The sequence below is a fragment of the Koromonas humicola genome, from assembly GCF_059726255.1.
In genome coordinates, this window is sequence record NZ_AP040873.1 from 3666776 (window position 1) to 3692811 (window position 26036).

Annotated in this window: 24 protein-coding genes; 12 read left to right on the top strand and 12 right to left on the bottom strand. The window is 54.5% G+C overall.

Features of this window, described 5'->3' with window-relative positions; genetic code table 11:
• The first annotated feature begins 48 nt into the window (after window positions 1-48).
• Window positions 49-963, top strand: coding sequence for a hypothetical protein (locus tag AC6IZD_RS16060; protein WP_497784449.1), 915 nt, complete (start codon window positions 49-51; stop codon window positions 961-963).
• A gap of 300 nt (window positions 964-1263) precedes the next feature.
• Here the strand turns inward: AC6IZD_RS16060 and AC6IZD_RS16065 are convergent, their stop codons facing one another.
• Window positions 1264-1725 carry a hypothetical protein gene (locus AC6IZD_RS16065; RefSeq protein ID WP_497784450.1) on the bottom strand — a complete coding sequence of 154 codons (462 nt, stop codon included), beginning with the start codon at window positions 1723-1725 and terminating at the stop codon, window positions 1264-1266.
• Window positions 1726-2097: 372 nt separating this feature from the next.
• Between AC6IZD_RS16065 and AC6IZD_RS16070 the strand changes: the two genes are divergently transcribed.
• From AC6IZD_RS16070 to AC6IZD_RS16080, 3 genes are all read left to right on the top strand, one after another.
• Entirely contained in the window at window positions 2098-2328 is a 231-nt protein-coding gene (locus AC6IZD_RS16070; protein ID WP_497784451.1) for a hypothetical protein, read from the top strand.
• Window positions 2329-3388: 1060 nt separating this feature from the next.
• Window positions 3389-3763, top strand: coding sequence for a hypothetical protein (locus AC6IZD_RS16075; RefSeq protein ID WP_497784453.1), 375 nt, complete (start codon window positions 3389-3391; stop codon window positions 3761-3763).
• On the top strand, window positions 3717-4571 hold the full coding sequence (locus AC6IZD_RS16080) for a tyrosine-type recombinase/integrase (RefSeq protein WP_497784454.1): 855 nt from the start codon (window positions 3717-3719) through the stop codon (window positions 4569-4571). Before AC6IZD_RS16075 ends, AC6IZD_RS16080 begins: the two co-directional genes overlap by 47 nt.
• Window positions 4572-4721: 150 nt before the next feature.
• Here the strand turns inward: AC6IZD_RS16080 and AC6IZD_RS16085 are convergent, their stop codons facing one another.
• The gene (locus AC6IZD_RS16085) at window positions 4722-5369 is read right to left on the bottom strand and encodes an alpha/beta hydrolase family protein (RefSeq protein WP_497784455.1); all 648 of its coding nucleotides are present in this window, start codon (window positions 5367-5369) and stop codon (window positions 4722-4724) included.
• Window positions 5370-5628: 259 nt separating this feature from the next.
• On the opposite strand from AC6IZD_RS16085, the gene AC6IZD_RS16090 reads away from it, so the two are divergent.
• Window positions 5629-6201 carry a hypothetical protein gene (locus AC6IZD_RS16090; RefSeq protein ID WP_497784456.1) on the top strand — a complete coding sequence of 191 codons (573 nt, stop codon included), beginning with the start codon at window positions 5629-5631 and terminating at the stop codon, window positions 6199-6201.
• 300 nt (window positions 6202-6501) lie between these two features.
• Here the strand turns inward: AC6IZD_RS16090 and AC6IZD_RS16095 are convergent, their stop codons facing one another.
• The 5 genes from AC6IZD_RS16095 to AC6IZD_RS16115 form a co-directional block, all read right to left on the bottom strand.
• Complete coding sequence (locus AC6IZD_RS16095) at window positions 6502-6828, bottom strand: DUF6506 family protein (RefSeq protein WP_497784458.1); 327 nt, start codon at window positions 6826-6828, stop codon at window positions 6502-6504.
• 83 nt (window positions 6829-6911) lie between these two features.
• A complete protein-coding gene (locus tag AC6IZD_RS16100) occupies window positions 6912-7430 on the bottom strand; it encodes a VOC family protein (protein ID WP_497784459.1) in 519 nt (172 codons plus the stop codon).
• Window positions 7431-7460: 30 nt separating this feature from the next.
• Entirely contained in the window at window positions 7461-8525 is a 1065-nt protein-coding gene (locus AC6IZD_RS16105; protein ID WP_497784460.1) for a dihydrolipoamide acetyltransferase family protein, read from the bottom strand.
• Between the two features lie 115 nt (window positions 8526-8640).
• Window positions 8641-9669, bottom strand: coding sequence for an alpha-ketoacid dehydrogenase subunit beta (locus tag AC6IZD_RS16110; RefSeq protein ID WP_497784461.1), 1029 nt, complete (start codon window positions 9667-9669; stop codon window positions 8641-8643).
• A 17-nt stretch (window positions 9670-9686) separates the two neighbouring features.
• A complete protein-coding gene (locus AC6IZD_RS16115; protein WP_497784462.1) occupies window positions 9687-10661 on the bottom strand; it encodes a thiamine pyrophosphate-dependent dehydrogenase E1 component subunit alpha in 975 nt (324 codons plus the stop codon).
• Window positions 10662-11381: 720 nt separating this feature from the next.
• On the opposite strand from AC6IZD_RS16115, the gene AC6IZD_RS16120 reads away from it, so the two are divergent.
• The 5 genes from AC6IZD_RS16120 (at window position 11382) to AC6IZD_RS16140 (ending at window position 16225) form a co-directional block, all read left to right on the top strand.
• Entirely contained in the window at window positions 11382-12797 is a 1416-nt protein-coding gene (locus tag AC6IZD_RS16120; protein WP_497784463.1) for a carbohydrate porin, read from the top strand.
• A gap of 70 nt (window positions 12798-12867) precedes the next feature.
• Window positions 12868-13749 (top strand): MIP/aquaporin family protein, encoded by an 882-nt coding sequence (locus AC6IZD_RS16125; RefSeq protein ID WP_497784465.1) that lies wholly within the window; start codon window positions 12868-12870, stop codon window positions 13747-13749.
• Between the two features lie 54 nt (window positions 13750-13803).
• Window positions 13804-15126, top strand: coding sequence for a DUF362 domain-containing protein (locus AC6IZD_RS16130; protein WP_497784466.1), 1323 nt, complete (start codon window positions 13804-13806; stop codon window positions 15124-15126).
• Between the two features lie 67 nt (window positions 15127-15193).
• Window positions 15194-15430 (top strand): biotin/lipoyl-containing protein, encoded by a 237-nt coding sequence (locus AC6IZD_RS16135; protein WP_497784467.1) that lies wholly within the window; start codon window positions 15194-15196, stop codon window positions 15428-15430.
• Window positions 15431-15472: 42 nt separating this feature from the next.
• Window positions 15473-16225, top strand: coding sequence for an SDR family NAD(P)-dependent oxidoreductase (locus AC6IZD_RS16140; protein ID WP_497784469.1), 753 nt, complete (start codon window positions 15473-15475; stop codon window positions 16223-16225).
• A 3-nt stretch (window positions 16226-16228) separates the two neighbouring features.
• Here AC6IZD_RS16140 and lipB read toward each other — a convergent pair whose 3' ends face one another.
• From lipB to ric, 5 genes are all read right to left on the bottom strand, one after another.
• Entirely contained in the window at window positions 16229-16933 is a 705-nt protein-coding gene (gene lipB / locus AC6IZD_RS16145) for a lipoyl(octanoyl) transferase LipB (protein ID WP_497784471.1), read from the bottom strand.
• Complete coding sequence (locus AC6IZD_RS16150; protein WP_497784473.1) at window positions 16930-18900, bottom strand: sigma-54-dependent Fis family transcriptional regulator; 1971 nt, start codon at window positions 18898-18900, stop codon at window positions 16930-16932. Before AC6IZD_RS16150 ends, lipB begins: the two co-directional genes overlap by 4 nt.
• Before the next feature lie 35 nt (window positions 18901-18935).
• A complete protein-coding gene (locus tag AC6IZD_RS16155) occupies window positions 18936-19871 on the bottom strand; it encodes a universal stress protein (protein WP_497784475.1) in 936 nt (311 codons plus the stop codon).
• A 263-nt stretch (window positions 19872-20134) separates the two neighbouring features.
• Window positions 20135-22420 carry a nitric-oxide reductase large subunit gene (locus tag AC6IZD_RS16160; protein ID WP_497784477.1) on the bottom strand — a complete coding sequence of 762 codons (2286 nt, stop codon included), beginning with the start codon at window positions 22418-22420 and terminating at the stop codon, window positions 20135-20137.
• Between the two features lie 31 nt (window positions 22421-22451).
• On the bottom strand, window positions 22452-23183 hold the full coding sequence (ric, locus tag AC6IZD_RS16165) for an iron-sulfur cluster repair di-iron protein (RefSeq protein WP_497784478.1): 732 nt from the start codon (window positions 23181-23183) through the stop codon (window positions 22452-22454).
• A 220-nt stretch (window positions 23184-23403) separates the two neighbouring features.
• Here ric and AC6IZD_RS16170 point away from each other — a divergent pair, with 220 nt between their 5' ends.
• Window positions 23404-24741: a DUF8744 domain-containing protein gene (locus AC6IZD_RS16170; protein ID WP_497784479.1), complete on the top strand. Its 1338-nt coding sequence runs from the start codon at window positions 23404-23406 to the stop codon at window positions 24739-24741.
• A 72-nt stretch (window positions 24742-24813) separates the two neighbouring features.
• Window positions 24814-25938 (top strand): TIGR04053 family radical SAM/SPASM domain-containing protein, encoded by a 1125-nt coding sequence (locus AC6IZD_RS16175; RefSeq protein WP_497784481.1) that lies wholly within the window; start codon window positions 24814-24816, stop codon window positions 25936-25938.
• The last annotated feature ends 98 nt before the right edge of the window (window positions 25939-26036 follow it).

A 26036-nucleotide genomic window follows, 5' to 3' on the forward strand; every position in this document is an offset into this window, starting at 1 on the left:
AAGGTAAAGAACCTTCCAAAACTGACGTACATCGAGCGTAGCGAGTCCATGACAAATCAGGCTGAACAGCCAGCCCCCGCACACCCAGAACCGACTGATAAGGAATACCTCACAATCAAGGAGTTCGAATCGAGGCCGTGGTCGTGGCCACAGGATGCTCCGAAGCACAAGCTAGTCATTGCCGCAGAAAAAGCGCTGAGACGAGGAACCGTCGATGATAAAGGGCGATTGCAACGGCATTGGGAGACAGCGCCTTGCCTCGATGTGCATGTATCGGGCGCACAGCTCGAACGGGCACTCAGCCTGCTGAATGTGTTGATACGGACGCTTGAGGCAGAAGGGATTTCCGTCAGCGTTAATAACGGTAAACACGGAACTACCGCGCTCGTGTTCGGCCAGTCCATCTCCTTCTCAGTGGTGGAGAGATACAAAGAAAAGAGTCGTCGCGTGGTTCAGGAGTCACCAACTTGGACACGCAACGCCATTGAATACGAAGCATCAGGCCAACTGGAATTTCGGATTGATGAAGAGCGGTGGCATGGTGTCCGATTCCATGACCGGAAGAAGCAGAGGCTCGAACAGGCTATCCCAGAAATTGTGGGCGCAATTATGCGCGCAGCACGTGGGCGAATTCTGCAAGCCGAGCGGGAGCGATTAGATGCCATTGAAAGGAGGAAGAGGGAAATCGAACGGCTTGAACTCTCAAAACAGATTGGAGAAGAGGAGAAGAAAGTACACGAGCTTGAAGAGTGGGCAGATAAGTGGTCAAAGGCCTCCCGAATCAGAGAATTCATTAGTGCGTTAGAAAGGGTCTGGCAAGAGCAAGGCGCAGACCTTTCGCCTGAATCGGACAACGCGAAAAGAATTCAGTGGATGAAGCAACAAGCTGACCGCCTCGACCCACTGGTTTCAAGCCCCCCTTCCATTCTTGACCGGAAGAATGAAGTGAACCGCTATTGGTAAGCTCCGCTGATTGGGTCACCCACTCTAGGTCACCCATAAGCCCAGAAATGGCCTTTTTCGGCAGAAATGAGAAGGGCTGGCAGAAATGTAAGTTGTTGAAGACAAATCAGAGAAGGTGTCGAGCCACGTTTTCGGGACCAGGGGGTCGGAGGTTCAAATCCTCTCTCCCCGACCATTAATTGTTGATTCGGTTAGGCTTATTCTCGCGGTTCCCTCAACTATCACATTCTAAACGGCAAGTTTTGTGTCCTAGTTGTGTCCTTCGGGGTGTAGCTGGACACATTTCTGGCCTCACTTCGTTCACTCGCGCCCTGCCACCTTCCCCAACTCCTCCCTGAAATACACCAATCCCGGAATCGTCCCACCAGACCACGCAACAGTTCCGACCACCTTCATCCCATGCCTCTCGTAGAAAGCACACGCTGTCGTGTTCTCCTTGCGCACCGTCAAGTACAGGTCTCCGCCTGACGGCACGACCACCTCGGCACAGAACTTCTCAAAGGCTCTTCCAGCCGCCCCGCTGAACTGCTTCGAGTTCACGATTTGATGAAGCATGGCCGCACCTCGCGGCACCTGTACGTCGCCCACTCTCGTTCTCTTCTTGTAAATCTGATACGTGATGACGACGCCGTCTTCGTACACGCATTGTCCGGCAACAATTCGCCGAAGCAGAGCGTCCTGCCGGATGTGCGGGAACACTTCGCGGTGGGCTCGGAAATGGCCGAAGATTTCCTTCAACTGGTCTGCGGTAGCTTGGTGCATTTGTTCCAGAGTACCGTCTCAGAGGCTTCAAGACGACCACATAGTTGCATCTTCACTGCCGGACCTGCTATGTCCGGCGGTTTGCAGGTGAGCTAGAATAACTATGTGGCTTTAGGCTGACAGGGTTGGCAGTCGGGGGTTCGATTCTCTCGGCGGCAGTTGGCTTCGCGCTCCTTTTGGTACTGGCTGTTGCAAGATACATAAACCTCAATCTGGCACTTGAGAGCAACGGAAGCGAAGGGAAGGTGAAGCCTATGGCAAACAATGACAATCACAAGTGGTGTGCTGTTCTTGAGACCACTTGGAGCGTCGGAGTCAGCACCGTAGCTGGTGCCCTGCCAACCTAAGGCCACACCCTGTGCAAGGTGCTCCATGGGTCTTGAGCAAGAACTAGCCAGCCTGAATGAGTTCTACTTCTTCCGCGAGTTCACGTACGCCAATACTACGTTCAGACCTAAGCCTCAGGCGGAAGTTGAACTTGCGGACAGCGTCATCTGGCTGGACGAGTTGCTGTTCATTTATCAGGTAAAAGAGCGAGAGATTGTCCACCCACGGAACGGCTGTTCCGGTCGCAAGCGGGAGCCAGAAGCACCGAACGGCTAAATGCAAAGTGTGCGAGAACCCAGAGTGCAAGAGTGAACGGACGTTTTTCTTCCGTGAGTATCCTAACGACAACTATTGCAAAATCCGGTGTCGAGAAAGAGCCAAAGAAATCCGTCAAGAGCAACGGGACGCGCAGAAGCCGCCGAAACCGTTTATACGTACAGTTGATGAACGCGAAAAAATGAGCCACAGCGCAACAAGGCGATGGGCGCGAGAACGTGCACAGACGGGCAGACCAAAGTAGAACCACGTTGGCTAGATGCACGGAGGGGACAGGGCGAGAAACGCGCCCTGTCCCTCCGTGTGTTTCCGCCCAATATTGCGAGTTAGAACTCGGAGGCGTCCCGCACCTCCGGACATCAGGTTTCCTTTTGTTTTGCATTGCAAGCTGGACGCGGTATGGTCCGCCTTTCGGGGGACACGTTGACCATCTTCAAGCGCGGTACAGTGTATTGGTTCCACTTCGAGTTCGACGGCAAACGCATTCAGAGGAGTACAAAGCAACGAAACGCAGCCGCAGCAAGGCAGATTGTGGCCGTGTATCGAACTGCACCAGTCAAGACTAGGTCATCGTGCACGATTCCAACCCTTTATTGGGCGCGATGAAGGATGTTTCTCGACTGGTTGAGCATCACGCTCCACGGACGACCACATAAACTCGCTCCCGAAGAAGTCCACATTAATACCGCACCTACCTTATTCTGCTTCTCTTTCCACGGAAGACAAAGTATTTCCATTCTCTTCCTGCAAACCACTCGAATAAGCCTCCCCTCAGTAATTAACGGCCATGACTAGTCCTGCGGATAGCGCGGGACTGACTGAGGCTAAGCGTTGCAAAGTACGTCACATACCGATTCCGCTACATTTGCCGCTAAACAGTCTGAAGCGGGGCGGCGTGACAGCGCGTTTCATGTAGGAGCGGATTCTTCTAGGGTCAATGACGCTACACCAGGCGAAGCGGAACCAACGAGTACGCGCCAGCTCAAGAGCGAATGTCAGAGCCCAAGAGTTAGAATGCTTACCGAGCCTTGAACCGAATCAACGGAATGGATATCGTTCCGTGGCTCGACGCCGTTATCAGCGGGGCAGCATTAAGTTTACTCGTGGGAAGTATATCGGCAGGTGGCGAGAGGATGCCGTGGAGCCTGATGGTACCGTCAAGCGCATCAATCGCAAGAAGGTACTGGGCACTAAGGCTGACTTCTCCACCAAGCGCGAAGCGCAACGAGCACTGGATGTGCTGCTTGCGCCCGTGAACTCGTTGGACTATCGACCAGTCCATCGAATTACCTTTGGGGAGTTCGCTGGACGCTGGATTGAAAAAGTGTTGCCAACCTACAAGACGGGCGGCTCACAGAGTACGGCCAGAAGGCAGGTGAGGAACCGCCTTGTTCCGGCGTTTGGCAATTTCGAACTGCAAGACATCAACCGCTGAGGTACTTCAGAGCTATATTGCGGCTCTCCAGAAGCGCGGCAATAGTGGGAAGTATATCCGCAACATCGTCTCGACCTTCTCCGCGATGTGGGACACCGCCGTTGCGTGGAACTACGTAACTCACAAACCAGCACAAGGTGTCATTCTTCCACCGTGTGCAAAACCCAAGTCCGAGCAATACACCGTTGAGGAAACGATGGCGATGTTTCACGCAGCCCCGGAGCCTCTACGAACCTTCTTGTGGATTGCCGGGGAGACCGGGATGCGCCCTGCTGAAGTCTGCGGTCTCGACGCTGAGTACATCGACTTGGAAAACCGGGTCATCTCAGTATGTCAGTCGGTGAGCGAGGGCTACATTGTGACTCCAAAGACAGCGGCTGGCTACCGGGACTTCGCCATTTCCCATGAGCTGGCGGAGCACCTGCGCAGTTTCCTCAACGGCAAGCAGCAAGGTCTCCTCTTCCACACAAAGCAGGGTCGCCCATGGCGGGAGACGAAGGTAGTTGAACGTAAGCTGAATCCGTTACTGGACAAACTGGGAATTGAGCACAGCGGCAAGGGGCTGAAAGCCCTGCGGCACTGGAACTCGACCGAGATGGACAGGGCTGGCGTTCCGGTTAAGGTGCGGCAGAACCGATTGGGACACGACGACCCGCGCACCACCCTTGGGATGCGGAATCGCGGCGGCTACACGCACATGGTCAGTGCCGATGACCGGGCGGTGGCAGCACAGTTCGGCCAAATGTTCGGACGAGTTTTGTGTCCAGATGTGTCCTCGTCAGCACCGCCGCCAAGCAGGACTGACTAGCAGTTGTTGTATTTACAAGTAGTTGCGGGACATCCGCGAGAATAACCCGGTTGGGGGTCGGAGGTTCAAATCCTCTCTCCCCGACCATTTTCAAGATTTTGAATCATTGAACGTTAAGAGCTCCCTGTTGGGAGCTTTCGTCGTCTTGGTTCAGCATTTTAAGAATGCCGATATCCGTGGCCAATACCGTTGCACAGTTCTAGTGGTGCTCAGATGACCGCCTTTCGAAAGAAGGGTGAGCTTCGCCCCAGTCTGCTTTGCGAACTTATCCACGCCATTCCACGGCACGTACGGGTCATTTTTGGCATGGAACATCATGATTTTGGACCCGTCTATTTCCCTGACGTGATGCATAGGGTTGAAGAACGTGCCGCTGTGCAGTTTGTTCCAGTTCTTCTCTGAGAGCCGGTATCCGTTGCCAAATGCTTCGCGGATGTATGCCGCATAGCTCGGGTTTGAAGTCTCTTTCTCCTGTTCCTCACCCAGTATCGACCAGTCCACCACAGGGCAATTTGCGAACACCTTCTTCACTCGTTCGTCCATCGAGGCCAGAATGGCCGCAGCCCCGCCGAAGCTGCCCCCAATAACGAAAATCTCGTCGGGATCGACTTCGAACTGCTGCCCAAACGCACTCTCGCTCACTCCATTCGGCAATTCGCCTATTACATCGAGAATATCTTGGTGCGGTGACTTCTGAAGGAACTGACCTCCGCTCTCCCATGCCCCGCGCCAGCGAGGATAGAAGACCCAGTAGCCCTTCTTTGAGAGGAACTCAACCAGCGGTTGCTTACTAGGCATCGAGGGCATTCCGTCACAAAGGATGATTACCTTCTGCGTTCTTCCTTTCCGGCTTGGCGGCAGGAATTCCGCGACGATGTCGTTCTTGAATCGAGTCCTGAACATAGTGAGCAAATCAATCTAGTTCATTTCATTGAATTGGACGCCAGCATCTCCACGCCGTCGACGCTCGCATCCCTGGTCGAAGCCGTGATCCTTTCAGAGTAGTAGATAACGTCAGTCCGAAATAGTGCCAATTCTAGTTCTGTCCAGCGAGATAATGAGCACGTCCATGCTCACCGACACGCCCCCCAGAAATCGCATTACAGAATTTGCCAAAAGCGACCGGATGCGGACGCTCGAGCTACCAAACAACGATGTCTTGCCGACCCTAGCGAAGTCCGTCGACGCGGCGATGCTGACCGAGAAAACGCGCGATGTCCGTTCCGCGTGTTTAGATTTCCTTTCCGAAGCGTCCTCGTTCTACGGCGTCCCGGACTGCGGAGTCCGCGTTTTAGCTGCGCGTCCACTCACGGTCCGCGAACACTGGACGACCGAACTCTTCGGCGACTACCACATTGAGAAGATGTTCATCCGCTTATGGATGAGGACGGCAGTTCGCAAGGAAGTGACCTCGTTCGGGACATTCCTAAACACGCTGTGCCACGAATTCTGCCACCACCTCGACTTTCATAAGTTCGATTTCGGAGATTCATGGCACACTCGAGGTTTCTACGAGCGCACTGCCTTGCTTTATCACCATTCGCGAGGTACACCGCTGAAAAAACTAATATGGGCACCCGTGTCGGGTGGCAGGTGGAGGATTGATTGGCAGAGGACGAGGCACGGCTAGTTCTGGAACGCGTAAGCACGCAGGTTCCGCTGAAAGCATTTCGGCATCAAATGCTGTGATACATCTTCTTCAGAACGCGTTCGGGAGGTAAACATGAAGTCGTTATCGGCCAGACAACCTCGACACGGCGTGAAAGTGGGTTCTGGTTGGCGACAACGCCGGGCCAGATGGCAGCAGGAGTTGATTCGGGCTTCTATACAGTCAAGCACGTCAGCCCATGCAAAAGCTCCGAAGCTCCCCAACACGCGGGGATGAGTACTATTAGCCGCTGATCGCTTGACCATCAATTGCACGCTGCGTTCACTTGCTCTGTACCAGCGCCGCGCCGAATATCTCATCACCGCTCTTGAATCCGAGCCCTGGGTGGTTGTCAAAGCGAACCACACCTACAACTGCTTTATCCTGCACAGCCGACTTCACCATCGCCGCACCCTCCACTCCAAATCCTCCACAGAGCTCCAGTGCAGTAACTCCTGCGCTCACCAGAGATTTCGCTGCCTCTGCCGCATCTTCGTAGCTGCTTACGCCTACAACCGTAAGCTCGACCACAGGCGTATTCACGACCGCGCAGTGCTTCTTCGGATCGGCTTCCGGCGCGATGAATATGAATGCTGCTTTTAGTGACATGCTCCTCTCCTTTGTCACAACCGCAACTAGATGTAATGTCTCGGCAGTCGGCGCACGGTTCGCATCGTGCGCCGAGTTGTCAGTCATTTCGCTGGCGGATACACTTCAGCGGGTTTCGGCCATTTGAATTCCGGCACTATCTTGTAAATCTCGGCGATGACGCCCAGATCATCTCGCGAATCAAGATACGTATAAGTCAGACCTTCCCAGCTCCCTCCCTGGAAGATGTTCTTCCCTTTTGCGCGGAAGAAGTCCATCGTGTTTTCGTAGTCCTTCACGCCGAATGCTATGTGGTGCAACCCTGGGCCATGCTCCTTTAGGAATTCGTAGTAGATGCTCTTGTCGTCTTTTGGCTCAATCAACTCCCACTGCACATCGCCTATGTCACACAGTGCGAGTCGCATGGCATAGTCAACCCGCTTACCGCGAATAATCATGTCGCTCACTGTGTTTGGGTTGAATTCATAGATATTCCAGGGGCCTATGCCATACTCATCTGCATACTTCCTCACTGCTTCGTCGCAGTTCTTCACTACGACCGCGACCTGCAGAACCTTCTCAAACACTGGCTTCGCAGGCACCTTCATTGCCGATGTCGCCATAACGCACCTCCTGACGTGCGTGAGCCAATCTCATGCAACCTGCTGATACCCGACGACGACTCGCGTCGAGTCAAACAATGCTTCCGGTTTCTCCAGAGTCTCTTTTAGAGTTCCGAGGAACTTGGCAGCATAAGCTCCATCCAGAACGCGGTGATCACAGGACATATTGATCTGCATCATTCTGGCTATCACGACTTGTCCATCCCTCACCACGGGCACACTCTCGACCATTCCCACAGCAAGAATCGCCGACTGCCCCGGCGGAACCAGTGCCGTAAAGCTTGCGATTCCCAGCATTCCCATGTTCGAAATCGAAACCGTCCCGTCAGCCAGATCCTCCTGTGTCAGTGCTCCTGCTTTTGCGCGATCGACGGCATCTCTGCTTTTGTCGGCAATCTCGTCGAGCGAAAGACACTGGCATTGGTGGATGACAGGCATTACCACTCCCTCATCGAGCCCGACAGCTACCGCGACATTAACGTCACGATGCAGGATCAGAGACTTATCAGCGAATGTCGCATTCACTCTCGGAAACTGCGGCACTACGACGGCGAGCGCCTTTACAAGCACATCGCTGATTGACATCTTGGCGCCTGCCGCTTTGTTTGCGCGATACAGCCGCTCAGCCATTTCCATGTCGATCTTCACGTTTACATAAATGAGTGGAATCGAACTCCACGAGGTCGTCACCGTTCGTGCGATGGCCGCGCGAGTACTCGTGAGCGGCTCCATTTGTTCAGGTATTAGTTCCGAAACCGTAACCGGCTCATCTTTCTGCGGCAACTCTTCCACAGTCGGAACACCCCCTGTTTCCGCCGCAATGAACTGGTCGATTTCAGCTTCGCTGACTGACGCGTCGGCAATGATTCCTATCAATGTACCTACCGGCAACACGTCGCCTACTTGCGCAAGCTTCCGACGCAAAACGCCCGGATGACTCACCTCGACAGTGTTTACGATCTTGTCTGTCTCTATCTCGGCCACATCGTTGCCGGGCTTTAGCTCCGCGCCAACCTCAGCGAGCCAGCCAACGATCGTCCCCTCCTCCATCGTGAGGCCAAGCTTGGGAATTGTGATCTTGTGGATTGTGCCCATGTTTCAATCCTTTCTGCAGTACCGGACCAAGTCAGTTGAGATCAATTGCACATGAATGCAAATCTGGTGAAGCCAATCCGTGGTGATGCGATTGGCTTCATCAGAAGACGCTGGATTACCGTGCGCCGACTGCTACCCGATGGGCGGTAACAGCGTGTACCGCGGCTTCGATTTTTGCCGCGTTTGGAATGTACATATCCTCCAATGTGTCAGCAAACGGCACTGGCACATGCGGAGGCGTGACCATGGCAATTGGTGCAGTAAGTGAATAGAACGCATCCTGAGCAACGATCGCCGAGATATCCGCAGCTAGCCCGCAGCGAGGAGACGCTTCGTCCACAACCACCAGCTTCCCGGTCTTTGCGACGCTCGACAGAATGGTTTGTTTGTCTAGCGGCGAAGTGGTGCGCGGATCAATCACTTCGCATTCTGTACCTTCCTTGGCGAGTGCCTTCGCCGCCTCGATCGCCATATGTACCATGCGGCCGAAGGCGACGATGGTTACATCCTTGCCAGTGCGAGCAATGTGTGCTTTGCCAAATGGGATCGTGTAGCTTTCTTCCGGAACCTCGCCCTTCATCCCATACAGTGCTTTGTGCTCGAAGAAGATCACTGGGTCATCATCCCTGATGGCTTCAATCAGCAGTCCCTTAGCGTCATAAGGAGTGGTTGGCAGAACGACTTTCAACCCCGGCACATGAGTGAAGATTGGATACAGGCATTGCGAGTGCTGGGCTGCAGCACGCAATCCTGCGCCATACATAGTGCGAATCACGACGGGCGTCTTCGCTTTTCCGCCAAACATGTAGCGGAACTTTGCGGCTTGATTCAGAATCTGATCGAAGCACACGCCCATGAAGTCAACGAACATAATTTCCGCGACGGGTCTCATACCCTGAGTTGCTGCTCCAATGGCAGAGCCAACGAAAGCAGACTCAGAAATGGGAGTATCCAGCACGCGGTCGCCAAACTTTGCATAGAGGCCCTTTGTAACTCCGAGAACACCGCCCCAAGCATCCATCACGCCCGGGCTGCCATGTCCTCCAACGTTGTCTTCGCCCATTACAATGACCGTGCCGTCACGTTCCATCTCCTGGGCAATTGCCTCATTGATTGCGTCTTTGTACGTGATTGTCCTCGACATTTTGCCCTTCCTTTCCGTTAGTAGGAGATGTAAACGTCGCTGAGTACCTCCGCGGCGGCAGGTTTCGGGGCAGCAATAGCTTTCGCCACTGCGTCTTCGATCTCGGCATCGACTTCCTTATCTACAGCGTCGAAGTCAGATTGTTTCAACACGCCCTCAGCAATCGCTCTCTTTTCGAAAACCTTCAACGGATCGCATTCCTCCCGCAGTTTCTTCACCTCACCGGGCGCGCGATAAGTCATCGCATCGCCTTCGAAGTGTCCATAGAAGCGGTTCGTTTTGCATTCGAGCAGGGTTGGGCCCTTACCCGCACGTGCGCGTTCAATCGCCGTAGCTGCGGCCTCGAACACTGCAAAGAAGTCAGTGCCGTCAACCGTGATTCCAGGCATGCCGAAGGCAGCAGCGCGATCAGAGATGTTTGCAGTTGGCACGCTGTATTTCACGCCCGTAGATTCGGCGTAACGATTATTTTCTGCAACGAAAACAACGGGCAGATTCCACACTGAAGCCAGATTCAAGCTCTCCAGAGTTGTGCCCTGATTTGACGCACCGTCGCCAAAGAAAGCGATGGCCACGCCACCATTCTGCTTGCACTTGAATGCCAACGCAGCGCCGCACATAAGGGGCGGTCCACCACCAACGATTCCATTTGCGCCCATCATGCCGCGATTCACATCGGCAATATGCATGGACCCACCTTTGCCGCCGCAACTTCCCGTGGCCTTGCCGTAAATCTCAGCCATCATGCCGACGATGTTCACGCCCTTGGCGATACAGTGACCGTGACCACGGTGGGTGCTGCCAATCACGTCGCTGTCCTTGAGGTGCATGCAGACGCCCGTTGCAACCGCCTCTTCTCCGGCATAGAGATGAACAAAGCCGGGAATCTTTCCGGTCGCGAACTCCACATGCACTCTCTCCTCAAAAGCCCGGATCGTCTTCATGATCCGATAGGCTTTTAGCAGCTCGTCCTTTTTCAGTGGTGTCGCCATTTCTGCTCCTTTCCGACGCAAGTTCTGGCCCAATGTGAAAAGAACGTGTCGCGACCAACTCCGCTTTGATTACGCTTCAAGATGAAACACGCAAACACACGCACACCTCAGCGTGAGCCCGGAATCGGCCACGACTCGGCACACAAGTGCAATTCATGTGCCACGCACTAAATCAATCTGGGCTGAATCATCTCGTCTGACGTCTTCGCCACGAGCAGAAATACCGCACACAATCTGCGAGACTTGTACGCCGCCCGTCATCTTTTACACCTCTGCGTATCAGCACATGTCTTGATCGCCTGAAACGCAGACTCATCCTCATGTGTCCCTCTGACACATCGCGTGTCGCAGCCTGAAACATGACACACATACGTGCTATGAGTAGCGGGATCTGTGTCCTCTGTTTCAGTGTGTAGATCGCGATAACACGAGCAAAAATCCCGACTTATCACTCCGCCAATCAAGAAACCAACTTTGGACACCGTCTTGCAACACTGCACCCGAAATGCAGGGCTCTTGTTTGCTCAAAGAAAGAGTTGAATAACCGCCATCCAGACGAGAGCTATGGGTGACTAAGTCGAAAAAGGGAACCTGCGGAAGTATGGCGGTTGGATGAGGACCCAAACGAAGCGCGGGCGAGTGTCATGGATTCGTCCTGACGCCCGAGCGGAACAAAGGAAACTCAGCGAGGTCTGAAATTACTTTTTGGCAGGTGACATTATGCGATTCAATTCACTGCTTCGCGTTCTTCGCGTTCGTCCCTTGGTGCTCGGACCACTTTTCGTTGTGACATTAATTGTGATTTGTCTCTGGCCGACGACCGCTGTAGCGGGCGATCAGCCACTCACAACGGGGACGGAAGTTATCACTCAGCAGGTGTCAGACAACGCCACTGCGGCACCCGTGGAGCCAGCTCCAAAGCACGTCGATTCGGGACTGTTCCATCAGGACACAATGTTCAACTGGGGTCCGGAGCGCTCGAACTGGGCTGAGCATGGCTTCACCTTCAACCTCCACTACATCTCCGATAACTTCGGCGATATAAGTCATCCCAAAGGCACACCCGAGGCGTTCGTTCACTGGCAACGTATTCGTGCCACGGTCGATTTCGACTTTGGCAGACTGTCCCACATCAAGGGCTTCAGTCTTCATGCAACCGGTGTTTGGCAGAACGGACAGAACCTCGGCTGCATCATGAGCCAGGCCGGCGCTTATGGATGCAGTCTCTCGAACCCGAGCGGAATCACCAGCAACAACCAGTTCCGTCTCGACTCGTTGAACATCTCGCAAGCCTTTTTGAATAACAAGGTGACACTAACGGCTGGTCTCATGGCCTCCCAGGACTTCTTTGGCATTCAGGAGTATGGCGGGGCCTACATGATGGAGCCGATGGACTACAACTTCGGAAACATGGGCAATGTCCGTGCTTCCTATGACCCACAGACCGGCCCTGGTGCGCAAATCAAGATTGCCCCCACCAAGCGCTTCTATGTCAAGACTGGCTGGTTCATGCCATCCGACAATGGTGAGCGACATCCCTATCCTACGGGCTTCAACTACAAGAACGGAACTTTCGGCTCGACCTCCGACACAGAGTTCGGCTTCTACACTGATCCTGCAGTCTCCGGCTCTCGCAAAACCTACCCAGGTCTCTTCAAAGTAGGTTTCATTTACAACGGTGGCAGGGATTTCATTGACTACAAGGCCCAGAAGTTCGTTAGCGGCAACTACACCTTCTACGTACAGGGCAACCAGCCTGTGTATCGCGTCGAACCCGGAAGCAATCGTGGCCTCGACCTGACCGCTGGCTTTAACATTGGCCCACAAAACAAGAGCATGGTGCCAGCCGAATTTGATTTCGGCGTCGTATTCAATGGCCCCATCACCCATCGTCCAAAAGACAGTGTTGCATTCGCGCTTGTGTACAACAAGATCGGGAGCGACTACAACCGCGTCCGCAGCGCACTGCTTTCAAACACCGCCTCCCTCAGCGATGAGAAGGCGATCGAATTCAACTACAAGGCTCAGTTTGGCTGGCTCATGATTCAGCCTGTGATCCAGTACTACGCGAACGTCGGAGGACGCAGAGACGGCTCGGCTGCCGTTGCAGGATTCCGTCTACAAACGACGTTCTGATTGATGTTTGTTGGCGTCGTTATTCGCGGTACTGCAGTCCGGGCCAGATAGACACAGGAGGTGAAAGTCTATGAAAGAGAATTGGCTCAGCAAGTACATCATGGAGTTCATCGGTACGTATCTGATCGTGTTCTTCGGATGTGGCGCTGTAATGGTCGCCATATACGTCGGAGCGTACAAAGATCTGACTCCTGTAATGTGGATGTGGGCTTTCGCAGTCGCCATCCCAGTGTATGTTGGCGCTGCGGTTTCAGGGGCTCACTTCAATCCTTCTGTCACAATCGCTCTCGCAGTATGGCGCAAGTTCCCGTGGGCAAAAGTCCCCGTTTACATTGCAAGCCAGATTGCAGGAGCGTTCTGCGGTGCGGCCACTCTGTGGTTCGCGCTCTTCAAAGGATTCGCAGCTCCCTTCGAAGCAGCCAACCACCTCGTACGTGGACAATTCGGCAGCCAATTGAGCAGCATGGTGTTCAGCTGTTACATTCCCAACCCTGCTGCCGTCGGATTCACTCCTGAGGCGTATGCAAAGGTCCCGCTCTATGCTGGATTCCTTTCGGAGTTCATCGCGACAGCTTTGCTAATGTTCCTGATTCTCGCGCTTCTCGAGGAGCGGAACAGCCTGAAGCCGACCATGATGTTCTTCCCGTATGCGCTCGGGGTGGTGATCTTCCTGCTGGTCGGCATCACCGCTCCAATCTCGATGGCATCGCTGAATGGCGCGCGTGATCTTGGCCCTCGCCTCCTTGCTTACTTGCTTGGATGGGGCAAGATGGCGTTCCCAGGCCCTCGTGGCGAGTTCTGGATCCTGACCGTCGGACCGATCTGTGGCGCAGTCTTTGCCGGGTTTGTTTACGACAAAATCTGCGTACCACTTTTCGCCAGCTTCGCACCCGCAGTTGTGGAGGCCAAGGCCGAGACGAAGCCAGAGGCAAAGCGCGCAACCGCGGCATAGCTTTTCTTCATTGCTCGCATCGTGGCAATGAAGTGTGCAGATTGATGGAGGTTCATGATGAGTCCGAAAGTTGCAATCGTCCAGTGCGAACGCCCGGAAGGAAATACCTCCTTCATCGCGGGTAAGTTCGTCCGTCGAGATGACGACATCGTGAGAATCAAGGCTGCCGTGAAGCAAGCCGTTGAACTCGCGATCGGATCGCTCGACGCCATTATCAAGCCAGGTCAGAAAGTACTGATTAAACCGAACCTGGCCTTCCAGGCACCGCCCGAAAGTTTCGCGGTTGTCGATCCACGCATGATCGAAGCCGTTGTTTCCTACGTGAAGGAGAACTCCAAGGCAGGCGAGGTGTGGCTAGGCGACAATCCGTCGCTCGGCATGCATGTAGGCCGTGCGAAGCCTGCATTCCAAGTCTCCGGCATGGAGGAAGCCGCACGACACGGTGGTGCAGACAAGGTAATTTACTTCGACGAAACAGACGTGGTCGAAGTGAATATTCCAGATGCAAAGGTCTTCAAGAAGGCAGCGATCTTCAAACCGGTTCTCGATGCTGACGTGATCATCAATCTGCCCAAGATGAAAGTTCACATCGCGGGTGGAGTCACGCTGGCCCTGAAGAACTGGAATGGCCTGATTCCCAACGTACATCCCAGCGCGCAACAACAGGGAGCACATCGCATCGATCTCGGCCAAAAGTTTGCAGACCTGTATCGTGCGGTGAAGGCCGACCTTACCATTGTCGATGGAATCATTGGCATGGAAGGCCAAGGCCCGCATGCTGGAGTTCCCAAGGAGATGAATCTTGTCATCGCAGGATCTGACATGGTCTCGACCGACGCCATTTCCTGCTACGTGATGGGCTTCGATCCAATTGAGATTCCTGCCATACGTTGCGCTGGAACCGAGGGACTCGGCGAGATCGACGTCAAGAAGATCACCGTCGTTGGTGTCGCTGCCGACACCGTACGTAAGTTCTTCCGTCGCCCCAACGACAACCCGGTGGGCATGTATCACGGCCTCACGGTCTTTGCACAACAGACCTGCCCAGGCTGCTATGTCAATGTCCGTGGCGCGCTCGACTCCTTTGCGAATAGTGGCATCTCGATGCCCGACTTCCTGAAGGAGCGTGGTGAAGTCGTTGTCGTCGCCGGAGGCTTGCCGGACTTCGACCCACAAATTGCCAAAGGCAAACACCTGTTTGTCTGCGGAGATTGCTGGGAGTATTTCCCGACAGCCGAGAACATTCGAAAGGCCACAAAACTCGCCAAGACTGTGACCTATTATCCGGGATGCGCACCCGTCTACATCTTTGCCCAACTCAATACGGATCTGCAGCAATTGGCAAAGACGGGATCGGTCGCCCGGACTGCTCACTGAGCAAACGACTGTTCTGCTGAAGTGGGAAGCGTGCCAACGCTTCCCACACTTTTGAGGAGCGACGAACATGACCCACGAAGTTGTTGTTCCTAAGTTTGCAGGCGGCGCTCGACAAATCACGCTAAAGCACTGGCTTTGCCATCCGGGAGACAAGGTTGATGCTGGCGCCCAACTTGCCGAAGCAGCCACCGACAAGATCGCCATCTACATCGATGCTCCCTCCTCTGGCTCTGTGCTCGAACTGAAGGTCAGCGAAGGTCAGCGTGTGAACGTCGGTCAGGTGATTGCTGTCCTTAGCTCTTGAGGAGCATGACTCCAATAACTGCACATCGAAAGGAGGTTACCAATGAACGACGGTCTCGCAGGCAAGGTGGTTCTGGTAACAGGCGCGAGCATGGGCATCGGAAAGTCATGTGCGCAGGCCTTCGCGGAGCATCGATGCTCAGTTGTGATCTGCTCGCGAGGCAAGCAGGCACTGGAGAAGACGGCAGAGGAAATCAGGCAAACCGCAGCAGAGGTCATGGCCGTTCAGGCCGACATATCGAGCGCCGAAGACGTCAAGCGAATGGTCTGTTGCGTACTCCAGCGCTTCGGAGAAATCGATGTTCTGGTGAATAATGCAGGATACTTCCCCATCAACATGTTTGAGGACATCACCGAGGAAGAATGGCGCAAGGTCATCGACATCAATCTGACCGGCACGTTCCTCGTTACGAAGGAAGTCTACGGCCACATGTCGCAACGACAGCAGGGGAAAATCATCAACATCGCTTCCGTCGCCGGACGCGTCGGTGGCATCGGACTGGTGCATTACTCGGCAGCAAAAGGTGGAGTGATTGCCTTGACCAAAGCACTTGCCCGAGAAGCCGCTGAGCTCGGGATCCAAGTCAATGCAATCGCTCCGGGAATCATCGACACCGACACAGCCAAATCAACATTCCCCGGCTTTGTTATGGAAGAGTACGTGAAGCATGTCCCGTTGCATCGCCTCGGCAACGAGAATGACGTGGCGGGCTTGACGCTATTTCTATGCTCTGCTGCGAGCGATTACATCACTGGCCAGGTTTTTGCAGTGGATGGTGGCTACACAATGATCTAGCTATCACGCTTCCGCAATCGAGATGCCGGCGACGGCTTGCGTTTCGGTGAGTTCATAGCGGTCGATCGCTGAGAGCCCGAATACGCGAGCGAATTCTCGCAGAAAGCAATCTCTGACGTCTTTCACCGTAGCCGAAGTAACTCCGACGGCGTGCAATGATGTCACGCCTTTATTCCTGAGACCGCACGGAACAATCAGATCGAAGTAACTCAGATCTGGCGATACATTGATTGCGACTCCGTGCTGCGTAATCCCATTCTTAATCGCAATCCCCAACGCGGTAATTTTCGCCTGCCCAATCCACACGCCGCTTGCACCTCCGACTCTGCTGGCACTCACCCCAAACCCGCCCAGCAGGTTAATCACAACTTGCTCAAGTAGCCGCGCGTATTCATGAACGTTTCCCGCAACATCGCTCAGCGGAAGAATCGGCGAAATCACAAGCTGTCCCGGTCCGTGATAAGTGATGTCTCCACCGCGAGTTACTTTTCGCACCTCGACTCCACGCCGCTGCAACTCTCCCGATGACGCAAGCAAGTGCTCCATCGAGGCAGATCGTCCCAACGTGATTACGTGAGGATTCTCCTGAAAGATGATGACGTTCGGAATCTCTCCCCTGCACCGCCGCTCATGAAGGTCGATCTGAATATCGAAAGCTTCCTCGTAACCGATCAATCCAAGATCCAGCCAAGTTGTTTCGCCGATCATTCAATCACGCTCCCTACCCCGTAGTGCTTAAGCCTGCGATACAGCGTGCTGCGCGAAATCCCAAGGAACCGCGCCGCCTTCTTGTACTCGCCATAGCGATGCAGCGCTTCCATGATCATTTCCTTCTCCATGCTCTTCATGTTGAACGCAGTGCCGTCCATCGCATTCTCCCGAATAGGGGCGGGCACATACTCTTGCAGAAATTCCGGCAGATGCTGTATCTCGATCACATCACCTTCAGCCAAACTTATCGCGCGTTCAAGCACGTTCTCTAGCTGCCGCACATTCCCAGGCCATGTAAACCGACCCAGAATGTCCATCACTTGGCTCGACACGCCTTTGACCACTCTCCCGTATCTTGCAGCAATGTATGAAACGAGATGGTCTACCATGATTGGGATATCACTTGGTCGTTCTCTCAGAGGCGGTATATCGATCTTGAAAACGTTCAGCCGATAGAACAGATCTTGGCGGAAGTTACTGTTCGGAGCGTCCGCCGAGAGATCCTTGTTTGTCGCCGCTATCACCCTGACGTTGACCGGAATGGATTTGACTCCACCAATCCTCGTTACCGAGCGCTCTTGCAACACCCGAAGCAGAACCGTCTGAATGTTGGTTGGCATTTCGCTGATTTCATCCAGGAAGATCGTGCCGTTGTTCGCCAACTCAAACTTCCCCGGATGCCCAGCTCTATTCGCGCCGGTGAACGCGCCACCTTCATAGCCGAACAATTCGCTCTCAATCAGCGTCTCTGGAATTGCAGCGCAGTTAATAGCAATGAACGGCTGCCCTGCCGCACTGGCGTTATGAATAGCTTGTGCGAAAAGTTCTTTTCCTGTCCCACTCTCTCCTTGTAGCAGCACCGTGCAGGTATTCCTTGCCGCAACTTCAGCCAGGTGAATTGCGCGCTGCATGCTCATGCTCTGACCCAGGATGTCGTTGAAGGTGAATCGCGCTTCTCCGCCCACGCAGTGAACCATCGTTCTCCGCAGGCGAGTCGCTTCCTTCAAGAACGCAACCGTGCCCACCACCTCGCCATCATCACACCTCAGCGGCTTCAGCATTACTCTGCAGTGCACGATGCCGTGATCGGATTCCGACACAGCATCTAGCTCTTTGCCCGCCCTTCCTTCGGCAATCACTTTCTTGAATATTGAATTGGCTTCGAGTAATTCCTCGAACCCGTCTCCATTCCGTCGCGACACCTCAACGCCCAATATTCTCGCGGCTTCGGAGTTTGCAGCCTGTATGTGGCCGTGCGAGTCAATCGCGATTACCCCATCCGCACATATGTCGATCGCTGCCTTTGCGATTGCGCTCGCCAATAGCGTCTGCTTCCGCCGATACTCGCTCTGTAACTGAATTGAGATAGCCTTCGCCGCAGCGACCAACATGGCGAGTGTGTCAGGATTACACCTATCTACGGATCGGATTGCTCCAAGCACTCCGACTAAGTTCCCAGCGCCGTCGAATACCGGAGCGGCTGAAGATACGTGCTCGTGATTCGCATGAATGTAGTGCTGTGCGCCGCTGACCTGCGTTGCTCGCTCTTGCCTAATCGCGAGTGCGACAGCACCTGTGCCCGCCTTCCCTTCATTCAGCATTTCGCCAGGAAGCAGATACACGTGATCTTCGTCGCGCACACCACCTTTGCAGAAGGTTCGCAGAATCACGCCTTCGCCATCCGTTACGAATGCGATCAACCGAGCCATGCTGGATACCTGATCCAGTTCCATGACGATCGCGTCCGCAATCCGAATCAGTTCCGCATTCGCAGCGATTCGGCGACCTAGTTCGCTATCCGTTACGCCGCAACTCTGTCGTGTCATCGGATCAAGGCCGAGTGTCTTGCAACGGGTCCATGACTCGGCGATGAAAGATGCCACGCTTGGAACAATTTCCCCGGCAAGTGTGAACCTGTTCCAAGCGTGCTCTTGCTGCTCAAGCTCGATCTTTGTCTTGTCCATGTCAGTCCTGTGGACATTCAATCTTCATTGCTGAGTCAACTTCTAACAGTTAGCACTGGGCAATGCGCCAGGGATGAAACTGCAGAGGCGATTGCCCAAGGCAAATGCGTAAGCATTGATCGCGAAGCTCGATGGGCACCCATAACAATCAGGTCAGCCTGCCTATCCTCTGCAATTCTGAGTATCGTTTCAGCCGCATGCCCGCACTCCACAATCGTTTCGGGCTCCAATTCATACAGCGTTCCCGATGAGACGAAACCATTCATTTCCTTCCGGGCACGGTGGACATACTCAGTGATCAGCGAACTCATGACTTGAGGTGTAGCCGCTCCTACATTGAAATCCGTGGGTACGACGTCATCAACGTTTGTCACCACATGCAAGATACTTAGGTGCGAGTTGTACATGCGAGCCATTGCAACGGCGTAAGGCAATGCATGCTTCGAGCCAACTGAGAAGTCAGTCGCAAGCAAGATCTCTGCATGCCGCAGAGGTTCTTTGCCTTTCTTAACTGCCTGTGGTCCCACTGTAAGCACCGGACATTCAGCTAAACGGAATACTTGTTCAGCTACAGAGCCAAGCAGCATTTTCTTCAGGCCGCGGCGACCATGCGTTCCAAGCACAATCAGGTCGGCCTGTTTATCTTTGATTACTTCAGTGAGAACATCCCACAACTGCCCACGACGCACCGTTACAGTCGTAGGCACCTTGCCGAACGGTTTTGCGTGAAGCAGTTCTTTGATTGAGTGTCGAGCGGCATCGCGATCTGCATCCATTTCAGGAAGCGTACCCAGCGGCATTTCGATCGATGGCTCGGGCGGAATAACATGGACAATGTGGATCGCAGAGCCATAATGCTCAGCGATGTCACGCAGATACGGGCACGCCGCATCTGAGCAGGGAGAGAAATCGGTTGTGAACAGGATATTCTTGATCGACGGGAGTACTGACGTCTGCGCGAGACTGGACATGGGACACCTCCTCTCGGAGACAGTTCCCAGGCTCTAACTTAGGACGATACGAATTTAAAAGCTGTGACTCGTATCACCCGAGAGTTGATCACCGTTCGGAAACCACAACTTCTTACTTCGGAACTTACTTTCTCTTATCCAGTTATTCTTATACTTACCTACTTGCTTTCGCTGTTCCGGACGTACAGGTGTTCAGACTACAGAAACAAGAAACGGCGCGAATCGCTCTGATTCGCGCCGCTCGCAACCACTATCTCTGTTACTTAGTCACCAACCGTCGACGGCTCAGCTATTTGTTCAAAGTCCTTCTCATAGCTGTGTCCTGCTTCGTAAGAGTGACCTGTTACCAGTCCCACCACGAAGTACGCCAGAATCAGAGCACCAATTCCGAACAATACATCGCCCGGAACTCGCATCCACTTAAGCGTACTCATGTACGGTCCATGCAGGAACTCGGACGAGCGCGCATACCATGTCCCCTGATCGACCGACGCCCAGGCTTGCATCAACCCAACCGGCAGTACGCTCAAGATCACCATTGCACCCAATCCAACGTTGATCAACCAGAATGCCAGTGCGATCGGCTTCTCTTTCCACACTAGCCCCGGCTTCAGCGCACGCAGGCAGAACAGCATCAACCCGAGCCCGAGCATTCCGTACACACCGAACAGCGCAGTATGTCCGTGGACGGGAGTAGTGTTAAGCCCTTGCACGTAGTACAGAGCGACTGGAGGATTGATCAGGAAGCCGAACAATCCGGCGCCAACAAAATTCCAAAATGCAACTGCGACGAAGAAGTACACGGGCCACTTATACGCGCCAAGCCACGGAGCATTTGGATTCGCTTTGGTTAGCCTGATATTCTCCCACGCTTCTTTGCCAACCAACACCAGCGGCACAACTTCAAGCGCGCTGAACACCGCACCCAGAGCCATTACCGAAGCAGGCATACCGGTGAAGTACAGGTGGTGGAACGTTCCGATGATTCCTCCCGAAAGGAAGATCACAGTCGAGAACAGTACAGCCTTCGTCGCGCTCTTCACGGAGAGCAACTTGAGCCGCGTGAACAGGAACGCAATCACCACCGTTGCGAAGACTTCGAAGAATCCTTCTACCCAAAGGTGAACAACCCACCAGCGCCAGTATTCTGCAGTGACCAGGTGTGAGCGTTGTCCATACATCAAGCCCGCAGCGTAGAACGTGGGTATCGCGATTGCCGATACAACGAACATCATCAGGAGTGCGAAATTCTCATCACGCTTCGCCAATGCAGGCTTCAGCGCGCGATACATCAACCACAGCCAGAACAGGAGTCCGCCGAAGAGCAGAATCTGCCACAGGCGGCCAAGATCGACATATTCGTATCCTTGCGATCCGAGCCAGAACCACAGGTTCCCAAGCTTCTGCTGAATGCCTAGCCACTCGCCCGCAAGCGATCCACCGACCACCAGCACGAGCGCGCCAAACAGGATGTTGACGCCGAGGCGTTGTCCCTTCGGTTCGGTTCCACCCACTGCTGGAGCGATGTAGAGGCCCGTGGCCAGCCATGATGTTGCAATCCAGAAGATCGCAATTTGCAGATGCCATGTACGCGTGATGGAGTAAGGCAGCCACTTCGCGATCGGAATACCAAAGAACGCGTTGCCTTCAACTCCGTAATGCGCGGTAAGCACTCCTAGCCCGATCTGCAATACCCACAGCGCAGCCACAATAAAGAAGTACTTTACCGTTGCGCGTTGCGAAGGCGTCGGATTCAGCCCAAGTAGTGGATCGGTGCGCGGCTTCAAGTCCTTCTCTGGAGTTTCATGCTGTGAGCCGAAGTACCACACGAGTGCGCCAACTCCAGCGAGCAGCAGCACAAAGCTGATCAAGCTCCACACAATTGCGTTTCCGGTCGGACTGTTTCCGACGAGCGTCTCGTGCGGCCAGTTCTGCGTGTAGCTGACGCTCTGCCCCGGACGATTCGTCGACGCAGACCACGCCGTCCACCAGAAGAACGCAGCCATCTGCTCCTGCTTCGTTGCATCCGTCAGCGCGCCTTGAGGAATCGCATAATCACTGCGGCCATTCTGGAACACTCCGGCGTAGTAAGCCGCTAGTTGCTTGTACGCTACAGCCTGTGCGGGATCAATCGTGATCGTGCCCGTTTCAGCATCGTAGGTATTCCTGCGCATCAATTGTTCGAGACGGCCACGCAAGCCGGCCTGCGCTTCCACCGACAAAGCCGCGTAGTTTGCAACGCCTTGCTGCCGCGCCCATTCATCCAGAATGATCTCGCATTCGCGGTGAAGATAATCTGCCGTCCAATCCGGAGCGACGTATGCACCGTGTCCCCAGATCGAACCGATCTCCTGTCCACCGAGCGACTGCCACACGTTCTGGCCATCCATCACGGTTGGGCCGTTAAACAACACTTGCCCATCGGTGGTTACTAGCTTCTGCGGAAGAGGGGGAGCACTTTGGATGCCCTTATAACCCACTCCACCCAACACCGCAAACGATCCAATAAGCACAACAGCCAACGCTATCCAAAGCCGCTTGAACTTCATCTCTTTCTCTTTCTCCTCGTCTCTCTTGTGCCTACTTGCCCTGCTCGAGTTCCACCGTGCGGGGGAACAGAATGTTGTTTTCGAGGTGAATGTGCTGATGCAGATCGGCCTCAAACTCGGCCAGCCCCTGAATCAGTGATCGCGTGCTCATGCATGCATCCGCAGGAATCTCATAACCATTGGTAAGCTGACGTAGTCCGCGAAGTGCCTCTCCAGCGTTATCGTGTTCAAACATCATCATGCGAATCGGATTCTCGACGGTTCCGAAGCAAGACGACGGCGTCGCTGAATTTTTCTGAGAGCGCGAATTCTCAAGCTGCTCGATGTAGGGGAACAGAATCTGCTCTTCCTTCATCAAGTGCATGCTCAATTCCTGAGCAAGCCCGCTGAACACTTCGTACACGCGAGCCAGTTCAGGCTTGTTTCCGCCGTGCTTCGAGGCGACTTTGTTAGCCAATTGCAAAAGACGCGGAGACTCGCTGACGACGTACGCGTGATGCGTACTCTTAATGTGAGCGACCAATTCCGTGAGCGACTGAGTAGTCCAGTCCGTTGCTTTCTGCTGGCGGTTCGCCGCTTGCGAGGCTGCGCGCTCAATTTGCGCTGCAACTGCCTCTGGATTAGTCCCGGCCTTCCGGCATGCATCTTCGAACGGGAGATGTCCGCCGCAGCAATAATCAATTCCCAGTGATTCCAAAACCGCAGGTGCCGCTGCGTTCTCCAGAGCTACTTCACGAACCGACTTTGTGAGTTGTGTTTGCATTTCCATCCTCCTTACCCCAGTGACTGCATTCTGCTGGAGCGGGAAAATGAAAACGATGACCAAAGTCACGGGCGCACAAAATTCCGGTTCTTACTTCCGGAAAGCCCGGCTTTGCCCTGCGAGTGACCTTAGTCATGGCGATTGCGAGTCAACCAAACTAGCCTCAGGTCACAGGCGGTTCCGGCGCAAACTCCTGGATCCGGCATGGAGGCTTCATCTCATGGCAGCACACGAGACAAACCTGGCACACATCAGCCCTTCCCTCACCGCGCAGGTAGAAGGAACAAAGCAGCGCGAGCGCGCTCTCGCCCGAATGGTAATGACTTACATCTCCACCGGATTAGCTTTCATGCTTTTGCCAGGCACGTTCCTCGGGGTTTGGAATCTGCTCTCGATCAGCGATAAGCACGCCGCAAACTCTGTCTCTGCCGCATGGATACAGGCCCACGGCCACGCACAGGTATTTGGCTGGATCGGCACTTTCATTCTCGGCATCGGCTTCTATTCCATTCCTAAGATGAAGCACGCCAAGCCATTCGCCATGTGGGAAGCGTGGGTTTGCTGGGCGATGTGGACAGCGGGTGTTCTCCTACGCTGGGCCGCGACCGTCTATGAATGGCACTGGCGCATTTCGCTTCCGGCTTCAGCAGCGCTTGAGTTGTTTGCTTTCTTGCTCTTCTTCAAGACTGTCTCTTCGCATCGCCCCGCCGAGCGCTCGAATGCCAAGCCAAAACTCGATCGATGGATTTTCGTCGTTATTGCCGGAACGATCGGTCTGATGGGCACGCTGATCGCAAACCTCATCGGCTCAATCCAAGTTGCGCTTCATGCAACCTCGCCAGCCTTCGAGCAGAGCTTTGATCAGCGCTTCCTTGTACTAATGGCGTGGGGCTTCATGGTTCCATTTGTCTGGGGATTCAGCGCCCGCTGGTTGTCCGTCTTCGTCGGACTGCGTCCTGCTTGCGAACGCGGCTTGATGGTGCTGATCACCGTAAACTCCATCGGAGTTCTCTCTGCGCTCTTTGGATATTTCCGCGTCGCTGTATTCCTGCTGCTCGCCGCATCGATACTGTCCCTGTTTGCCCTCAGAATCGCATTCCGCGCTGCGCAGCCCGCAAAGATTCAAGGCGTTCACGGCTCATTCCCGTACTTCGTGCGCCTCGCCTACGCGTGGCTTGTTGTCGCCGCGCTGCTCGGAGTGTGGGCGGCCCTTATCGCTCATCCTGATGGCATCTGGGGAGCGTCTCGCCATGCGCTCACCGTAGGCTTCGTTTCCACCATGGTTTTCGCCATCGGACAGCGCGTCCTTCCTGCATTCAGCGGAATGCGCCTGCTCTACAGCCCGCGGCTTATGGGCACTAGTCTCGTTGTTTTGACCATCGGATGCTTCCTGCGCGTCACATCCGAAGTGCTGGCTTACCAGGAGTTCGCGCTGACTGCATGGAAGGTTCTGCCGGTCTCGGCCGTTATCGAACTCAGCGCAGTCACGCTTTTCGCCATCAATCTTGCAGCAACATTCCTCACCAAGCCTCCTTCGCGGCTGGTGCAAATCAAGTAGCTTGCCTCGTGACCTAAGTCATTTTCGCCGGGAGCTTCGCAATGCGAAGCTCCTGTACTTGGGGGAGCATTCATGACATCAGCAGCAACGCTAACTGGTCCGGCGGCATTCAAGGGCATCGACTTCGACGAGCGTCCGTTCCTCGTCATATGGGAAGCTACTCAGGCATGCGATCTCGCCTGTGTTCATTGCCGTGCCTGCGCGCAGCCTGCCCGCAATCCACTGGAGCTCTCGACCCAAGAAGCCAAGCGCCTGATCGATGACATCGCCGCGATGAAAGCACCGTTGTTCGTAATCAGCGGCGGTGACCCTCTGAAGCGTCCTGATGTTTATGAACTTGTAGAGTACGCCGCCGGCCTCGGCTTGCGTCCATCCATGACGCCCAGTGCGACTCCGCTCCTCACTCGCGAAGCAATCGCAAAACTCAAAGACAGTGGTCTCGCGCGACTCGCCATCAGCCTCGACGGTCCCACTGCCGAAATCCACGACGGATTCCGCCGCGTAAAAGGCTCGTTCGATCTCACCATCCAGGGAGCACGGTGGGCGCGTGAACTCGGACTCTCCGTGCAGATCAACACCACCATCACACGCCACAATCTCGAGCACCTCGATAGCATCATCAAATTGCTTGAGGACCTCGACATCGCGCTCTGGAGCGTTTTCTTCCTCGTGCCCACCGGACGAGGCTCTGACATCGACCTCATTTCAGCCGAGGAGTTCGAGGACGTTTTCGCCAAGCTCTACGAAACATCGCGTCGAGTGAACTTCGACATCAAGAGCACGGAAGCTCAGCACTATCGTCGTTATCTCCTGCAGCGCCGCACCGAACTCAAGCGCCAGGGGCAGACCACCCAACTTCCGCCCGTGCTCGGCACTGCCTCCGAAGATGGCATCGGTCGCGCACCAAAGGGCATCAATGACGGCAAAGGCTTCGCTTTCGTGTCGCATATCGGCGAAGTCTTCCCTAGCGGCTTCCTTCCAATCTCTGCTGGAAACGTGCGCAAACAGCCGCTCTCAACCCTCTATCGCGAGAGCCCGCTGTTTCAATCTTTGCGCGATGCAAACAATCTCGAAGGCAAATGCGGGCGATGCGAATATAAGCAGATCTGCGGAGGTTCCCGCGCTCGCGCTTTCGCTCTTACTGAAAACGCGTTTGCCGAAGAACCATGCTGCGTCTATCAGCCGCGATCAAATTGAGCGCGGCTTTAGAGTGATTTCACTGTGCTCGCGGGTGCCCCACCTTCGACGCGCATTTTGTGCGCGGCTAAGGTGGGATGCAAAGGCCAATGGAACAT

Coding starts and splice junctions, on each gene's coding strand:
- AC6IZD_RS16060 (WP_497784449.1), top strand. CDS start 49: ATGACAAATCAGGCTGAACAGCCAGCCCCCGCACACCCAGAACCGACT.
- AC6IZD_RS16065 (WP_497784450.1), bottom strand. CDS start 1,725: ATGCACCAAGCTACCGCAGACCAGTTGAAGGAAATCTTCGGCCATTTC.
- AC6IZD_RS16070 (WP_497784451.1), top strand. CDS start 2,098: ATGGGTCTTGAGCAAGAACTAGCCAGCCTGAATGAGTTCTACTTCTTC.
- AC6IZD_RS16085 (WP_497784455.1), bottom strand. CDS start 5,369: ATGCCTAGTAAGCAACCGCTGGTTGAGTTCCTCTCAAAGAAGGGCTAC.
- AC6IZD_RS16090 (WP_497784456.1), top strand. CDS start 5,629: ATGAGCACGTCCATGCTCACCGACACGCCCCCCAGAAATCGCATTACA.
- AC6IZD_RS16095 (WP_497784458.1), bottom strand. CDS start 6,828: ATGTCACTAAAAGCAGCATTCATATTCATCGCGCCGGAAGCCGATCCG.
- AC6IZD_RS16100 (WP_497784459.1), bottom strand. CDS start 7,430: ATGGCGACATCGGCAATGAAGGTGCCTGCGAAGCCAGTGTTTGAGAAG.
- AC6IZD_RS16105 (WP_497784460.1), bottom strand. CDS start 8,525: ATGGGCACAATCCACAAGATCACAATTCCCAAGCTTGGCCTCACGATG.
- AC6IZD_RS16110 (WP_497784461.1), bottom strand. CDS start 9,669: ATGTCGAGGACAATCACGTACAAAGACGCAATCAATGAGGCAATTGCC.
- AC6IZD_RS16115 (WP_497784462.1), bottom strand. CDS start 10,661: ATGGCGACACCACTGAAAAAGGACGAGCTGCTAAAAGCCTATCGGATC.
- AC6IZD_RS16120 (WP_497784463.1), top strand. CDS start 11,382: ATGCGATTCAATTCACTGCTTCGCGTTCTTCGCGTTCGTCCCTTGGTG.
- AC6IZD_RS16125 (WP_497784465.1), top strand. CDS start 12,868: ATGAAAGAGAATTGGCTCAGCAAGTACATCATGGAGTTCATCGGTACG.
- AC6IZD_RS16130 (WP_497784466.1), top strand. CDS start 13,804: ATGATGAGTCCGAAAGTTGCAATCGTCCAGTGCGAACGCCCGGAAGGA.
- AC6IZD_RS16135 (WP_497784467.1), top strand. CDS start 15,194: ATGACCCACGAAGTTGTTGTTCCTAAGTTTGCAGGCGGCGCTCGACAA.
- AC6IZD_RS16140 (WP_497784469.1), top strand. CDS start 15,473: ATGAACGACGGTCTCGCAGGCAAGGTGGTTCTGGTAACAGGCGCGAGC.
- lipB (WP_497784471.1), bottom strand. CDS start 16,933: ATGATCGGCGAAACAACTTGGCTGGATCTTGGATTGATCGGTTACGAG.
- AC6IZD_RS16150 (WP_497784473.1), bottom strand. CDS start 18,900: ATGGACAAGACAAAGATCGAGCTTGAGCAGCAAGAGCACGCTTGGAAC.
- AC6IZD_RS16155 (WP_497784475.1), bottom strand. CDS start 19,871: ATGTCCAGTCTCGCGCAGACGTCAGTACTCCCGTCGATCAAGAATATC.
- AC6IZD_RS16160 (WP_497784477.1), bottom strand. CDS start 22,420: ATGAAGTTCAAGCGGCTTTGGATAGCGTTGGCTGTTGTGCTTATTGGA.
- ric (WP_497784478.1), bottom strand. CDS start 23,183: ATGCAAACACAACTCACAAAGTCGGTTCGTGAAGTAGCTCTGGAGAAC.
- AC6IZD_RS16170 (WP_497784479.1), top strand. CDS start 23,404: ATGGCAGCACACGAGACAAACCTGGCACACATCAGCCCTTCCCTCACC.
- AC6IZD_RS16175 (WP_497784481.1), top strand. CDS start 24,814: ATGACATCAGCAGCAACGCTAACTGGTCCGGCGGCATTCAAGGGCATC.